The organism is Flavobacterium faecale (genome assembly GCF_003076455.1).
Classification (GTDB): domain Bacteria; phylum Bacteroidota; class Bacteroidia; order Flavobacteriales; family Flavobacteriaceae; genus Flavobacterium; species Flavobacterium faecale.
Genome location: NZ_CP020918.1, coordinates 1,187,079 through 1,203,020, shown reverse-complemented (window position 1 = coordinate 1,203,020; position 15,942 = coordinate 1,187,079). Strand labels below are relative to the sequence as shown.

Sequence of the window (15,942 nt, the reverse complement as noted above, 5' to 3'; positions counted from 1 at the left end):
TAACTATTTTTTTACTAATTATTGATTCATCAAATCCAAGTACAAAGCAGCACTCCAAGAGAAATTTCCTCCACCGTACCCTTTGGTCTCTGTATCATAAGCTGCTTTCACGGGATTAAAATACTCATAAAAACCCACTTTTTCTAACAATTCAAAACTATCCGATTTTACTCTATCGGCAATTTCATCATAACCATAATCCTTTAAACCATAATACAACATCCAGTTCAGGTTGATCCAAACAGGACCTCTCCAATATTTTTTTGGATTGAAACGCTCATTTGTAGGATCAAAAGATGCACACAAGTACATATCATCTCCACCAAACTTGGTCATCATTGTATTGACAAGCGTTGCGGCTTGCTTAATAGTTGGTACCCCAGCAAATAAAGGTGAAAAAGAAGAAGAACTCACAAAACGAATTGGTTTTTCATTTCTCAAATCATAATGAATATAGGCACCTAGCTCCTCATCATACAATTTCGAATTAAAAGAGGCTTTACTTTTTGCTTGCCATTTTTCTAATTGTGCAATTTTGTCTTCGTTCCCTCCAATTATTTTGTACAAATCAATCATTGCTTGATTGGACTTAATCAACATCGCATTGAAAAGCGGATCTTGTACTAAAAACGGAGACAGTTCGGCAATTTTTTGGTCATCATAGTTGTGCTCTTTTGCAATGTCTATAATGTACAAATAATGGTCGTATTCTCTGTTTGAAGGTCGCTCCGAAGGGTCAATTAACTTTGTGTCTTTTCGTTCAAAGGTATACGTTGGCGGATCCATTGTTGCCCAAATATCATCCCAAAGTGGCGAATTATCTGTTCCCGACTCCCAGTTATGGTAGATGTACACCAAGCCTTCATTTTGAGGATCTCTTTTACTATAGAAATAGTTGTGATTGTCGTATACTTTTCCAATATTTTCTATAATAAACTGTAAAACATCCTCTTTGTTTTGTGCTATTTGATACATTTTTTCTAATGTAAAGCCCAAAACAGGTGGTTGCGTCATTCCTGTTGAAGGATAGTCTTTGTTGGACAAAGGATGCAACTCGGCTTGGTGGAAATCTGGTCCAGGAAAATAAGTATCCGACTTTTGATGAAAAACGATATGTGGAATAAATCCATTGTCCCATTGTGCATCAAGAAGTGTTTTCATCTCGGCCTTTGCTTTTTCCATATCATAATGAGCAAATCCAAGGGCAATAAACCCAGAATCCCATTTCCATTGAAAAGGGTACAACCCTTTACACGGAATAGTATATCCTCCCGCTTGGAAATTTTCATTTAATATTTGTTGTGCTTCTTTTGTTAAATCAGTAGCCATAATCAGATTTTTTAAAAAAAAGGGTGCTATCACAGTATGCAAAAGCACCCTTTTTATTGTAATTAATGTATTAGAAATTGAACGTTAAGTTCATCAAAGCAGTTCTAGGAATAATAGGTCTTCCTACGAAGAATTGCTCATCTGTTTGGTTATCACCTAATCTTGGAGATCCTTCTGTAACTCCTGCAGAGTTAAACAAGTTGAAAGATTGTGCACCTATACGTAATGTTTCGTTGTCTTTACCTATGTTGAATGTGTATCCTAAACTTAAATCAACAATTCCAAAACCTTTTAATAAAACTGTATTAGCATCATTAGTGTATTTGTCACCTGCGTAGTTAAAGTCAAAATTTGCATCGAAGTTTGATTTGTCATAAGACAAACCTAATTTTGTCATAACGTTTGGTTGTCTTGCCAATTTATTCCCTACAAATGCTGGGTTGTTCTCTGATTTTGTTAACTCATGTTTTTGGTATGTAAATGTTCCGTTGAAGGCAAATCCATCTACAAATCTCCAGTTCCAAGTAGTTTCAATACCTGCTGATTTTGTATCTTGTAAATCTACTTTTTCAGTAAATCCACCAACACCATCATTTAAGAAGGCAATGTTTCTTCTATCAGATAAGTTAAGAGAGAAAATCGCAGCTGTTCCAGAAAAATTTCCTTTACCGTATTTAACACCAACTTCAGATTGAATAATTTTTTCAGGAGAATAAGTAGAATGACCTCCATTAGCATTTATTTTTACAGAACGCAATTCAGGGAAGAAATATCCTTTTGAAAAGTTACCATATACACTTGTACTTGTACTAACTTTGTACAATGCCGCCAATGAAACTGCATAATCATCTGTTGAAACTTTAGCTGTTTCATATGCTCCAGTACCCCAAGTTACATTTTCAATCTTAGAATTTCCTGCGAAAGTGCTCATTTTAAAAGAAGCTGTTTTTTCGTTTTGAATAGTTCCAGAAGCTGTTTCATGTCTGATTCCAATATCAAAATTCCATTTCTCTAATTTAATTTGATCTGTCAAGAAGAAAGCTAATTTATTACTTGTAACATTTTTGTTAGAATATCCTGCACCTCTATTAGTAACACCATCTACAGTATATCCAGAAAGGTTAACCAAACCTGGACTGTTGCTATATTCACTTAAATAACTAGAAGTAACATTCATGTCTCCTGCAGAAGCTCTAGACATAAAGGTACCAGCTGTTACCGTATGCACTCCCATTTTGTTAATCAATTTGATCTCAGATACCAATTCATCTAATGGACGAACTCTATCTAATATTCTGTTTTCGAATAAAAGTGCATTTGCTGGTAAAGCTGCACCGTTTTGATTTGTAAAATTACCCGCTACAATACCTCTTGCTGCTTTGTACTCGGCTTGAGTTTCAACAACTTTAGGCCCAGTTAATCCACTTCCATCTAAGAATAAGTTAAATTGGTGTTTGTAGTTCGATTTTCTAACTTTAGCATCAATAGAGAAGTTATCTGAAAAATCGTGAACAAAATTCGTCATAAAATAACCTCCTTTTGTAGCAACACCATCTCTAATATTAGTTTTGAAAATTCCATCAGGAGTAGCATATGAGATATTTGAAGCTGCAGCAGTTTGCAAAGTCACAATTTCTTTACCATCATTTCCAATAGGTCTCTCTCTACTTCCCCCTTGTAATGGGTAAGGCAAAAAGAATTGTACTTTATCATCAATTACTTGTCCAGAAAATGTGATTGTAGTTTTATCTGTAACTTTTTTCAAATTACCACGCAATTGGTAACCTTCTGTAGGCAAACCAGTTTTGATTGGTCCTTCGTCATAACGGTAAAAACCTGTGATTGCATAAAACATATCAGAATCTTTTCCTCCTAATTGACCACTAGATAAGAAATCTGCTTTGTATCTAGAATTTGTTCCTACTTCTGTTTTAAAAATATTTTTAGGTTTTGTAGAACCTGTTTCACTTGTGTAGTTAATAATACCCGCTACAGAACCTGCACCATATAATACTGACGATCCACCACGAATAAACTCTAAACTTTTCATTCCGATATCGGTTCTAAAGTAAACATCATGAGCAGATGAATTCAATCCGAATGTAGATAATACTGGCATACCATCTATTTGGATAGGATTAAATTGAAATTGACCTCCAGAAGGTAAACCTCTCACAAATACATTCGAACCTACCTCTCCACCACCATTTTCTGTGGTAATCCCTGGTACACTTCTCAATATATTTGCCTGGCTGCTTGTATTAAGCTTTGTCAAATCCTTAGCACTAAAGGAAGTTACAGAAACAGGTGTCTCTTTTTGAGAACGCTTTACTGATGTACCAGTTAATACTACCTCGTCAAGCATTTCCATACTTTCTTTTAAGGTGAAATTTAAAGTTATTTCACTATCTCCTAATTTTATAGCTTGGATTTGATCTTTAAAACCAATAGTAGCCACTTTAATTTTTTGTGCCCCGGTTAACTTAGTAGTTAAAACATAATTCCCGTCGAAATCGGTTGTCACTCCAACATTCGAACCTAGAATAACAACATTCACTTGTGGAATTGGATTACTCTGTTCATCCTTTACCGTTCCTTTAACGGTCGTCTGCGAATAGGTAACCGTTCCTACAAGCAGTAAAAATACTTTGATATAGTTTTTCATAATTTGGTTGATTAAATTAATTTATGTGGTTTTTTTGTTAAGGCTAAATTATAAAGTAACACGACAATTTGATGCTACAAATTAACGAAAAATTAACGCAAACGTTTCCGCAAACGTTCGCAATAGCATTTTTTTTTATACCTTTGCTTATCAAATCGGTAAAAAATGAGTAAAAAAAATATCATAACCCTAAAAAAACTGGCTTTAGATTTAGAATTATCAATATCCACGGTATCTCGTGCCTTAAATGATCATTCTGACATTAGTGAAGAAACTAAAGAACGTGTCAAAGCATATGCTAATAAGGTCAAATACGTGCCTAACCTATTTGCAAAGGGGTTTCGTTCTCATAAAACCAACATTATTGGTGTCATTATTCCCAATATCGAACACCGCTTTACTGCTACCTTATTACGAGGAATCATCTCTGCCTCTGAGCTTGCCGGTTACAAAGTTATTATCTGCGAGTCTTTTAATAGTGAAAAAAAGCAAGCAGAACTACTCGAAACTATGATTCAGTTTGGCGTAGACGGCGTTTTACTTTCTTTAACAAAAAAAACAAAAAATGTAGACGAGATTTTGGACATGATGAAACACATTCCGTTAATCCTTTTTGATCGAATTTCGGATAAAGTTCCTTGCACACAAATCATTATTGACGATGAAGATGCCGCTTTTCAAGCAGTCGAACATTTGATCACGATTGGAAAAAAAAGAATAGCTATCATCAAAGAATCTGACAGTTCCAATGTTTCTGAAAGACGCTATCTTGGGTACTTAAAAGCATTACGCAAGTACAAATTAGAAGTTGACGATGCTATTATTATGAGTTCTGAAGATTTATCGATTGAAGAAGGGCAACGACAAACTAAAATATTACTGAGTTTGCAGAACAAACCCGACGCTATTTTTACCATAATTGATGAAGCCGGAATTGGAGCTATCAAGGAATTGAAGAAAAACAAAGTAAAAATTCCTGAAGAAATTGCTGTAGTAGGTTTTAGTAACTCCATATTTTCGACCATCATAAAACCACAATTATCTAGCATTGCCCAACCTGGAAATCGTATTGGTGAGGTTGCAGTAAAATACTTAATCGAAGAAATGAATACAGACGCACCGGTGAATTACAAAACGATTGAAATCAAAACCAATCTCATTATCAGAAAATCTTCTTTTAATCCTTTAAAAAGAAAAACTAAAGGATAATCATTTTGCTTGTTCTTTTCGAAAAGGCATAAAAAAAACAAAGGGAAATTTCCGAACCACCAGAATTTCCCTTTGTAACCAAAAAAAAAATATTAAAAAAAACAATTAAATCTCAATGTTAGTACATCATCTTTTGTTTCAGGTTTTGTTCGATTTTAATCTCACCTGAATTTTTGATCATGTTGTCTTTGGGCGCTTGCCCTTTTTCACCCCATAATACTGCTATCGCAGCGATAGGGTTGTTGGTGAATGTATTGTTAGCAAAAACCACGTTTACAATTCCGCGCGTTTTAACCAAAATACCACTCGCTTCTTGTTTACCCGAATTGGTAACTGTATTATTTTGAAAAACTAAATTTCCTCCAATGGTAGATTCATCATAACCACCACGGTAATAATCCAAAACACTTGACTGAATTGCATCAAACTTTGAGTTTTTGATGTACACAAATTCTGCGTTGTATTCCCCTAAATCTTCATTCTCATCTGCTAATCTAATTCCTCTATTGCAATTTTTAAAAACGGAGTTGTCAATCGCAATTGTATCTGCAAAAGCATCTTTGTAGGCATTAAGAATAGTTTCGAAGTCAGAAACTTCAATGGTGTTCATTTTTAAATTATAAGCACTCTTCATGTTTTTCTCTAGCGTTGCAAAAGCATATTGCTCTTTACTTCCTTTTAGAATCAAATTCTCAACAGCTAAGTTTCCTTTTGGTTCCATCAAAAAAGCAGGACTTTTTGCAGCACCCGTGTACACAAGAGTTGCTTTACTATTTTTGTTTTTACCTTTGATTGTGATTGCTTTATTAATCACCAAAGATTCGGTAAGGTTATAGACTCCTTTTTTTAATTCGATAATAGATCCAGCCTCTACTTTGTCAATTGCAGCGATCAGTTCTTGAGCAGTGCTCACTTTTACGGTTTTTGGAGCCGTCATTTTTTTATCTGTTGCGAACCAATTGGTACCATAGTCCTTAGTTATAATTGTACCCTTGTTTTTATCCACTGGCAAAACCATCGCTCCTACAGCATTTGTTGCTGTTCTATCGCTACCAAATAAATCTGTTGAAATAGTTTCAAAATCAAATCCTTGATAAACATCTGTTTTATTCTCTGTGGGTACATACAACCAATCTGATACTTTGTTTACACCAAAAGCGGCTGTTTGAATACCGTTGTCTTTTACATCACTGTTATTTGGGCTGTTCAATATATTATTTTTGAACAAAACTCCGTCAACCTTATCATAGGCTTTCACCGGAAAATCATTTGGCACTTGATTGTAGATGCTGTTATTGGCAACTATTGTGCGATCTGGTCTTGCCGAACGAATTTCTGTTGCAGGCAAAACATCACTCTTATCCATATTGGCACCTACGCTAAACTGCCATGGCGTAATACAATCAACAAACGAATTGTATGCAATAACAACATCAGTTACTTGATTGTAACGATTTTGTGGTGCTTTTGGCACTCCATTCATTACTGCTAATGCACTACGAAATTCTGCTCCTTTGATTTTGTAGAAATAATTATTGGTTATCCAATGTCCTGTATTAACTACACGAACACCTCCCATAAAATCTGAGTTCTCATCTCCTATAAAGATATTGCCATCAATGGTGCAGTAGTTTCCGTGACGCAATACCAAAGATCCTTCAGATTTGTAGAAAATATTGTTTCTATATTCATTGTTGTTTGATTTGTTCGAAATAATTTCGACTTCACCATCACATCTTTCGAATAAATTGTGAGCAACCAACGTATAAGAAGGCGACATTGAAGTACCACTATCTCCTATCTGAATCGTTTCTCCATGCGGACCACCTTTTCTTGGACGGGGACCAAAATGATTGTTTGTAATTTTATGATGGTTGTTTATATGTTCATTCCCTTTTAAAACCACCATGATAGTAGGACCTTGATTGGACTTACCAGTAATATAATTGTGATCTAATTCATTGTATCTACCCCAAAATTCAATCCAGTGATCATCATGAACACGGTTGAGTTGTGTAAAATCTTCAATGACACATTGGGTTACTTTGCAATGGTTGGCAATACTCTTTTTATCAATATGAAAGTCAATTACAGTACTTGAAGGCGTGTAACCATTTCTAAAGAAAAGACCACTAACTTCAAGATAGGTACCTCCTATTTTTAAATCTGAGACTCCTTCGATAAAAACCTTTCCTGGAGTTTCTGCTTTCAATACAATTGGAGCCGCTTGGGTTCCTTTTCCTGTAAATTTAATTTGAATGTCCTTCCAAATTCCATTTGCCATGATAATTTGATCTCCAGCGCTCGCTTCTTTAATCGCCGCATTCAATTCTTGTTGATTGGATACAGTGATATTTTTACCCGAATCGATGGATCGGAAAGAAAACAATAAAAATAGTACTCCTAAGAAAATGACCTTCTTCATAATTATATTGACTTATTTTATTTTTATTTCTTATTTTTATAAAGCAGTTTGTTTCTTAATACAATCAAATATGTACTTTTAAAAAACATATCTTTACAAAATATAAATTGGTTTACCAGTTTGGGTTTCCAAATATATGCATAATTTATTGATTACAATACGATTTCTTTCTAAAAAAATATAAAATGACAAAACTTTCTACTGAAACAAGAGAAAAATTAAAAACTATAAGTACCCCAACTATCGCTACATGTCTTTATAAAAAAGGATTTAAAAATCAATTTATACAAGATGTTAAGCCTTTGCAATTGGGAAAACCAACAATGGTGGGCGAAGCATTCACGTTACGATACATACCTGCTCGTGAGGATCGTAATCCAATCACTGTTTTTAGAAATGCAGATCACCCGCAACGTGTAGCGGTAGAAACCTGTCCAGAAGGAAGTGTGCTTGTAATTGACAGTCGCAAAGATGCCCGCGCAGCATCTGCAGGAGACATATTAGTCTCACGATTGATGGTTAGAGGAGCAGCCGGAATTGTAACTGATGGTGGTTTTAGAGATTCGGCTTCTATTGCCAACTTACCTTTTTCGGCATATCACAGTCGCCCCTCTGCACCCACCAACCTCACATTACATGAGGCTTTAGACATTAATATTCCAATAGCCTGTGGAGACGTAGCTGTTTTTCCGGGTGATGTTCTTGTTGGTGATGATGATGGTGTCATGGTGATTCCTGCTCATATTGTAGACGAAGTTGCTGCCGAATGCATGGAAATGACGATGTTTGAAAATTTTGTTTTAGAAAAAGTAGCTGAGGGAAGGCCCATCATAGGATTGTATCCCGCAACACATGAGCAAACATTGTTTGACTATGAAGAATGGAAATCAAAGCAAACCAAATAGTAAACTTCTTTCCTGAACCAATGTAAGTCCATTAGCCTTAAAAAGCGATCTCTCGCTTTAATTGGGCTATTATAAAAAAAAGAGCCCCCAATTAACAATAATCGTTTCCATATACTCGGAACAATTATAGTTAATTGGTGGCTTTATTATTTATTTGCAATTACTACACGATGGAAGCGGTTGAATACATACCGTCAACAAAACGCATGATTCCAAAAGGGTTCTCATCTTTTAAAGCATCAGGTAATAAAAACGCCGGATAATCTTGATAGCAAACCGGACGCACAAATCGTTTGATTGCTTGTGTACCTACCGAGGTTGAATGCGGCGCTGTGGTTGCAGGATATGGTCCACCATGTACCATTGCGTGACATACCTCAACGCCTGTAGGATAACCATTGATTACTATTCGCCCTACCTTTAATTCTAATATTTGTAATAATTCTTTGTAATTTTCTAAATCGGCTGCCGTTCCATGAACGGTTGCCGTTAAATGACCTTGTAAATTTTGCGCCGCTAGCAATAGTTCTTCTTTAGTATCGGCTTCAATTAAAACCTGTGAAGGGCCAAAATTCTCCTCAGCCAATTGTGGCGTTTTAAAATAGGTCGCAACCGAAGCTTTGAACACTTTTGCAACTCCTGCATTGGCAGCATCACTACTCTCACCTGTTGCCATTGTAGCCACATTATCAATTTCTTGCGTAATGGAAATAGTTTCTCGATAGGCTTTCCCTATTCCGGCTGTCAACATAATTCCGGCTGGGGTTTGAGATATGTTTTGTATTAATTGCTGAGAAAAAACCTCTGCTTGATCCGATTTTTGAATAAAAGCCAAACCTGGATTGGTACAAAATTGACCCACACCTTGTGCAATAGAGGTAGCCATACCTGCTGCTATTGCTGTTGCTTTTTCTTTTAGAATTTCTGGTAAAACAAATAAGGGATTAGTACTACCCATTTCTGCAAAAACAGGAATCGGCTCTGGTCTTGCATTAGCCAAATCAAAGAGCGCTTTTCCTCCTGCAAACGAACCCGTAAATCCAACTGCTTTTATCGAAGGATGAGAAACTAGTGCACCGCCTAAGGCATTGGTGTTTCCTTGAACCATACTAAAGGTTCCTTTTGGCATACCACAAATTTCGATTGCTTTTTCGAAAGCAGCAGCCACCAAAGCTGAAGTGCCAGGATGTGCTGGATGTGCCTTGAAAATTACAGGGCAACCCGAAGCCAATGCCGATGCTGTATCGCCACCAGCTACACTAAAAGCCAACGGAAAATTACTTGCACCAAATACGGCAACAGGTCCTAAGGGCACCAACATTTGACGGATATCCGACTTTGGCATCGGACTCCTATCTGGCTGTGCCGTGTCAATTTTGGCTTCAACCCATGAACCTTCGCGCACAAAATTGGCAAACAATTGCAACTGCCCAACTGTTCTTCCACGCTCCCCTTGCAAGCGCGCCATAGGTAAAGCGGTTTCAAGATGACAGCGGGTAAGCAAATCATCTCCTAGGTTTATTATTTCTTTTCCAACTTGTTCTAAAAAATCGGCTATTTGATTTTTATCTTTCTTTCTATAATTATCAAAAGCTGTTACCGCTTGCTGCACTACGGTTTCTAACTCTGCATTTGTAGTGGTCGAAAACGCACCTTCTAGTGGTTCGTTGGTAGCGGGATTAAAAGCATAAAACGTTGAAAATTCACTCATAATTATTTTTTTTTATTTCGAAAAGAAAAGAAAGAATCACTACGCTGTAGCAATCGACTTTAGCAAATATACCAAATAAATCACTCATTTCAGTTAACTGGTTAACCAATTATTTGTGATTTTACTGATTTCTACAAAAATATGCACTGCTGATTTTTTAAAAAAGCAGAGGAGAAAAATACTATTCGATAAAAAAAACTATAATAATAATCAAAAGCATATTAATCTTAAAAGCTTTGACAATAATACAATAAAATGATGTTTTTTGAAGATATAATTACCTATTTTAGTCCATAGACTGCAACTTAACAACAAATAGTAACTATTTATTAAACTTTTAATAATACCGGGAATGATAAAATTAACACCAGAATTAAACCCTAAAGGATGGGATGAGATGTTTTCTAAAGATGGAGTGAGGGAACCGTATCGTCAAGTACTGCAAACATTAGAAAGTTTAAATCTCGCTAAACTAAATCAAAAGCAAAAGCAAGCTTCGGATATTTTCATGAACCAAGGAATCACCTTTACCGTTTACAGTGATGACAACGAGGGGATTGAGCGAATTTTCCCATTTGATATTATACCCAGAATTATTACTCAAAAAGACTGGTTAGAAATAGAAACAGGTATTGCACAACGATTGAAGGCTCTAAATTTGTTTTTGGAAGACGTTTATAATGACCAAAATATTATTAAAGACGGTATTGTCCCAGCTGCCTTGATAGCATCTTGCCCCCATTATCTTCCAGAAGTTCATGGTATCAAACTGCCTCATAACATCCATGTACACATTGCAGGTATTGACCTTATACGTGGTGCTGAGGGAGAGTTTTATGTGCTTGAAGATAACCTTAGGTGTCCTAGTGGTGTGAGCTATATGCTTGAAAACAGAGAAATCACAAAAAGAGTTTTCCCCGAAATGTTCAAAAGCAACAATGTGAGCATGGTTGCCAATTATCCGATGATTTTTCATAACATCCTCATTTCATTATCACCCAGAGCAATTCCCAACCCAAATGTTGTGTTGCTTACGCCAGGAGTTTACAATTCTGCTTATTACGAACATACTTTTCTTGCCAGACAAATGGGAGTACCTCTTGTAGAAGGCCGAGACCTTATTGTAAACAATAATAAAGTCTACATGAAAACTACATCTGGACTACAACAAGTAGACGTAATATACAGACGATTGGATGATGAATATCTAGATCCATTAGTCTTCAAACCAGATAGTACTCTTGGTGTTCCTGGATTAATAAGTGCTTACAAACTAGGGAACGTAGCCTTAGTTAATGCCGTAGGGAACGGAGTTGCCGATGACAAAGCAGTGTATGCTTATGTACCCGACATGATTAAATATTACATGAACGAGGAACCCATTTTAAAAAATGTACCAACGTATCAAATGGAAAACAAAGACGAACGCGAACACGTTTTTGCTAACATGGAGAATATGGTAATCAAGGAAACCAATCAAAGTGGTGGTTACGGAATGGTAATGGGAAATAAAGCGACCCAAGAAGAATTGGATACCGCAAAGATTGCAATAGCCGCCAATCCAAGAAACTTTATCGCACAACCTATTATACAACTTAGCACTGTTCCTTGTTTTATAGATGGCGAACTCAAACTACGTCACGTAGATTTGCGCCCCTATGCATTATGCGGTCCCAAAGGTATCGAAATCGTACCTGGCGGACTCACACGCGTCGCCTTGACCGAAGGTTCTTTGGTCGTTAATTCATCGCAAGGTGGAGGAAGTAAGGATACCTGGATTATGAAATAACTAGTAAAGAAGCACTAAAAAACTAAACAATATAATTATGGAAGTAAATATGCTTAGCCGCGTGGCAGATGGAATCTATTGGCTTAGTAGATATATGGAACGTACTCACGGAATGTTACTCACCCTGAATACGTTGTACAACATGTCTTTTGACCAAGAAACCAATGACTATCAAGGCTACAAACCCCTTTTACAATATTACACCGACTTGTCTGCTGAAGAAATTGAAAAAGTTCAATTTGATAGTAACTATGTTCTTAAATACATCATTTGCGATGCAAACAATAACAATTCAGTAAAAAGCCTCATCACAAGATCCCGCGAGAATGCTCGAGGTGCACAAGATAAAATCACCAAAGAATTATGGGAACACATCAACTCGATGTACCATTATATTAATGATTGCGAATTGCCAGACAGACTTGAAACTGCAGAAGCAATGGAAATTTTATCAAAAATGAATAAGGATTTTTTGATGTATAACGGAATCATACATGTTACTATGCCACGTGGTATTGGATGGAATTTTTCAAGTCTTGGAAAAAACCTTGAGCGCTGTTTACAAACCTTGACATTTACACAAGCGTATTACAGACCAATTGCATTTGATCTTGATGGAACCGAAGATTTACTGTATTGGCGTAAACTGTTGTTATCCTTGTCGGGATACGAATTATACATGAAGAGTTATAGCAATATTCCTCATAATCGAAAGGTTGTTCAGCAAGTAATCTTTAATAAGGATTTTGCTCACTCCCTGATTTACACTCTAGGTTTAATCGAAATTCACTTAAATAGTTTGTTTAAAGACAATCACCTAAGCGAAGCTAGAACCATGCGAAACCATTTTGGAAGGTTAAAAAGTGCTGTCGAATTTACAGATTATCACCACATGACCAACGAACAACTAGAGAGCCTTCTTGAGGATACTATTTCTCAATTGTATATTTTTTCAGCTGATTTTTCGAAATTATTCTTTTCTTACACCTTAGATTCAAGTGATAAATGCAACACTCCTTATTTGTTTAAATAAAGCCTACTGATAAGTCTTGAAGATCTAGATCTTCAAGACTTATCAGTAGGCTACGAAAAAAATTTCTCTTATTTTTGGGTTACTAAGCACAAAAAAAAGATGTCACATTTAACGATTGAACAAAGATACGAAATTGCTACACTTCGTTCACAAGGATTTTCAATGAGTAAAATTGGAGGGTTTATAGGTAGAGATAAATCTGTAATTTCAAGAGAGCTATCCAGAAATTCCGATCAAAGAAATAATGTTTATAAAGCTAAATTAGCCCAAAGTAAGGCCAGTATTCGACAGCATGAAAAAGCTAAGAAAATACGCTTTACTGAACAGATAAAAGCACGTGTTATTCATCTTTTAGAAGAAGATTTCAGTCCTGAACAAATAGTAGGATATTGCAGTGATAAAAACTTTGAATGTGTTTCGATTGAAACAATTTATCAATTCATTTGGAGCGACAAAAAGAAAGGCGGACAACATTATAAGCACCTACGCACAAAAGGAAAGCGATATGCTAAAAGAGGGGCTTTAAAAGGCTCAAGAGGTATTATTAAAGATAGAGTTGGTATTGAAAACAGGCCGTTGGTTGTAGAAGAAAAGCAAAGAATTGGGGATTTAGAAATTGATTTGGTAATAGGTAAAATCACAAAGGAGCTTTGTTAACAATAAATGACAGAGCATCAGGTGTGCTTAAAATGGCTAAAATAAACAGTAAGGAATCACAAGAAATTCAGGAGAAATTAATTGAATTATTAATGGATTGGAAGCCCATTTTGCACACCATTACATCTGATAATGGGAAAGAGTTCGCTAACCATAAAAAAGTATCTGAAATATTAGAAATCTCATACTTCTTTGCCAACCCATATTGTAGTTGGGAAAGAGGTGCTAATGAAAATTTAAATGGTTTAGTAAGACAATATTTTCCAAAAAAATATAACTTTGATTTAATAACAGAAGAAGAGGTTTTAAGAGTAACAAATAAATTAAATAACAGACCCAGAAAAAGATTTGGTTTTAAAAGTCCAAATGAAATTTTTGAGCAAAAACTTAAACAATGTGCATAAGGTTGCATTTGTTAATTGAATCCACCCACTTAAAAAATGGCAGTATTCAAAATCGTACACATCACCAAATACCAATATACTTGGCCTATAAAAGAGAGTATTAACGAAATTCGTTTGTACCCTTACAATTTTCCCAACCAAGATGTATTGCAATTTCAGCTCTTGATAACCAACAATCCCGAAGTAGCTGTTTCTACTGATAATTTCGGAAATAGAGTTGGAAATTTTAGTACGATCGAAACCCATTCTGAAATGGTAATCGAAAGTAGAATGGTAGTACGTGTGAATCACTCACTCAAAATACCAGAAATCGATTATGATACTCTTGAAGATTTAGAAAAAGAAAAACAAAAAAGCATTTTATTGCTTCGATATTCGTATCCTGAAGTACTAACAGCACAAAATAAAATCGATGAAATTTTAAACGAAATCGGAATCGACAACAAATCGATTATTACGCTGGCACAAGAATGTAGTGCTTACATCTATAACCGCTTTAAGTATTCAAAAGGAATCACTACAATAAACACTACCCTGGACGAAATCCTAGCCACTAGAGAAGGAGTTTGTCAAGATTTTGCTCATGTTTTGTTACAATTCATGCGCACCATCGGTATACCCGCACGTTATGTGAGCGGCTACATTTGCCCCAATAAAGCAGGACTACGTGGAGAAGGTGCAACGCATGCTTGGGTGGAAATTTACTCGCCTACCCAAGGCTGGTTAGGTATTGACCCGACCAATAACATTTGGACCATGGACAACCATGTCAAACTATCGGTTGGTTTAAACTTTAGTGATTGTACTCCTGTAAAAGGAACTTTTAAAGGGGTTGCCATTCAGTCCTTATCTGTTTTTGTTTCCATTGGTTACGAGGACGGAAGACATTTTGAAGAATTTAATGATGTTTTGTTGGAAGAAATTCCTGAAGAGGTAAAAAAACAACTGGAATATATTGAGCAAGCACGTCAGCAGCATATTCAGCAACAGTAAATCTATTTTTTAGGTATAAAAAAACGGCTATTTGATTGGGGAATCAACTAGCCGTTTTTAGTATAGCGTATATTGTCTAGGTTTTCAAGTCTTTGATTACTTTGAAGGCAACATCTACTTGCTCTTCACTAACCAAAATTGTAAATTCGTTTGAGGTCGAAATAACTTCGTTTATAATGATTCCTTCCCAAGCTAGACGCTGAAAGATAAAATAATAAATTCCTGGAATTACAATATTTTCTTTCGGTAATTTTACGGTGATCGAGGCTAAATTATCTAGTTTTTGAATCAGTTTTTCGTTAACAAAATGTTTGTCAACCAAGGCATTAACAGTACTGCTTACAACAATATTGATCTCATTAACACCTCTAGACGACGTATAAAAAACATCTGGAAAAGCATTAATATCTGAGATTAATTCCGCTTGCTTATTTAAGACGGTATCAGAAACTGCAAAAGCATAATCTGTAAGGCCAGAACGCACGGTGATTTCGCCAATATTTTTAATTACTTTGTTAATCTTATGATTGAGTCGGAAGTCTAACTCTTCTGTTAATCGTTTAAGTGACATAACAACTGCCCCTTGTTTTACTTCTTTACCAAATTCACTTTCTAACTCAGACATGATATTTCTAGACAATGAAGTCAAGTTAATAATCCCTAGAGATAAAGCGTTCAATAAAAAAGGCTTTGTCTTGATGTAATTCTCTACGATTGACGATACAGTTTTCATAATTGATATAAGTATTTATACTTAGATTTTAGCGTTTGTTTTTTACCCTTTGTGTTAAAAACTTATGCAAAGATAAATAAAAAACAATT

The 15,942-nt window shown here is 35.6% G+C and carries 10 protein-coding genes and 1 pseudogene; 6 read left to right on the top strand and 5 right to left on the bottom strand.

Translation table 11 applies throughout. The annotated features are described in order from the left end of the window. Window positions 1-18: 18 nt before the first annotated feature. Together FFWV33_RS05300 and FFWV33_RS05295 are read right to left on the bottom strand one after the other, a co-directional pair. Window positions 19-1,329, bottom strand: a complete 1,311-nt coding sequence (locus tag FFWV33_RS05300) for an amylo-alpha-1,6-glucosidase (protein WP_108739946.1) — start codon at window positions 1,327-1,329, stop codon at window positions 19-21. Window positions 1,330-1,399: 70 nt separating this feature from the next. Further along, window positions 1,400-3,994, bottom strand: coding sequence for a TonB-dependent receptor (locus FFWV33_RS05295; RefSeq protein ID WP_108739945.1), 2,595 nt, complete (start codon window positions 3,992-3,994; stop codon window positions 1,400-1,402). A gap of 165 nt (window positions 3,995-4,159) precedes the next feature. On the opposite strand from FFWV33_RS05295, the gene FFWV33_RS05290 reads away from it, so the two are divergent. Beyond that, window positions 4,160-5,203, top strand: coding sequence for a LacI family DNA-binding transcriptional regulator (locus tag FFWV33_RS05290; protein WP_108739944.1), 1,044 nt, complete (start codon window positions 4,160-4,162; stop codon window positions 5,201-5,203). Window positions 5,204-5,321: 118 nt separating this feature from the next. Here FFWV33_RS05290 and FFWV33_RS05285 read toward each other — a convergent pair whose 3' ends face one another. After that, complete coding sequence (locus FFWV33_RS05285; protein WP_108739943.1) at window positions 5,322-7,628, bottom strand: chondroitinase-B domain-containing protein; 2,307 nt, start codon at window positions 7,626-7,628, stop codon at window positions 5,322-5,324. A 185-nt stretch (window positions 7,629-7,813) separates the two neighbouring features. Here FFWV33_RS05285 and FFWV33_RS05280 point away from each other — a divergent pair, with 185 nt between their 5' ends. After that, entirely contained in the window at window positions 7,814-8,533 is a 720-nt protein-coding gene (locus FFWV33_RS05280; RefSeq protein ID WP_108739942.1) for a ribonuclease activity regulator RraA, read from the top strand. A gap of 163 nt (window positions 8,534-8,696) precedes the next feature. Here the strand turns inward: FFWV33_RS05280 and FFWV33_RS05275 are convergent, their stop codons facing one another. Then, a complete protein-coding gene (locus FFWV33_RS05275) occupies window positions 8,697-10,244 on the bottom strand; it encodes an aldehyde dehydrogenase (NADP(+)) (RefSeq protein ID WP_108739941.1) in 1,548 nt (515 codons plus the stop codon). Between the two features lie 352 nt (window positions 10,245-10,596). Here FFWV33_RS05275 and FFWV33_RS05270 point away from each other — a divergent pair, with 352 nt between their 5' ends. The 4 genes and pseudogenes from FFWV33_RS05270 to FFWV33_RS05255 all read left to right on the top strand — a co-directional run bounded on the left by FFWV33_RS05270 (window position 10,597) and on the right by FFWV33_RS05255 (window position 15,120). After that, on the top strand, window positions 10,597-12,033 hold the full coding sequence (locus FFWV33_RS05270; protein WP_108739940.1) for a circularly permuted type 2 ATP-grasp protein: 1,437 nt from the start codon (window positions 10,597-10,599) through the stop codon (window positions 12,031-12,033). A gap of 37 nt (window positions 12,034-12,070) precedes the next feature. Next, complete coding sequence (locus tag FFWV33_RS05265; RefSeq protein ID WP_108739939.1) at window positions 12,071-13,066, top strand: alpha-E domain-containing protein; 996 nt, start codon at window positions 12,071-12,073, stop codon at window positions 13,064-13,066. A 99-nt stretch (window positions 13,067-13,165) separates the two neighbouring features. Further along, window positions 13,166-14,127 (top strand): annotated as a pseudogene (locus FFWV33_RS19740) (IS30 family transposase). Window positions 14,128-14,163: 36 nt separating this feature from the next. Continuing rightward, complete coding sequence (locus FFWV33_RS05255; protein ID WP_108739938.1) at window positions 14,164-15,120, top strand: transglutaminase family protein; 957 nt, start codon at window positions 14,164-14,166, stop codon at window positions 15,118-15,120. Window positions 15,121-15,196: 76 nt separating this feature from the next. Here FFWV33_RS05255 and FFWV33_RS05250 read toward each other — a convergent pair whose 3' ends face one another. Beyond that, window positions 15,197-15,853, bottom strand: coding sequence for an aspartate kinase (locus FFWV33_RS05250; protein WP_108739937.1), 657 nt, complete (start codon window positions 15,851-15,853; stop codon window positions 15,197-15,199). Window positions 15,854-15,942 lie beyond the last annotated feature (89 nt).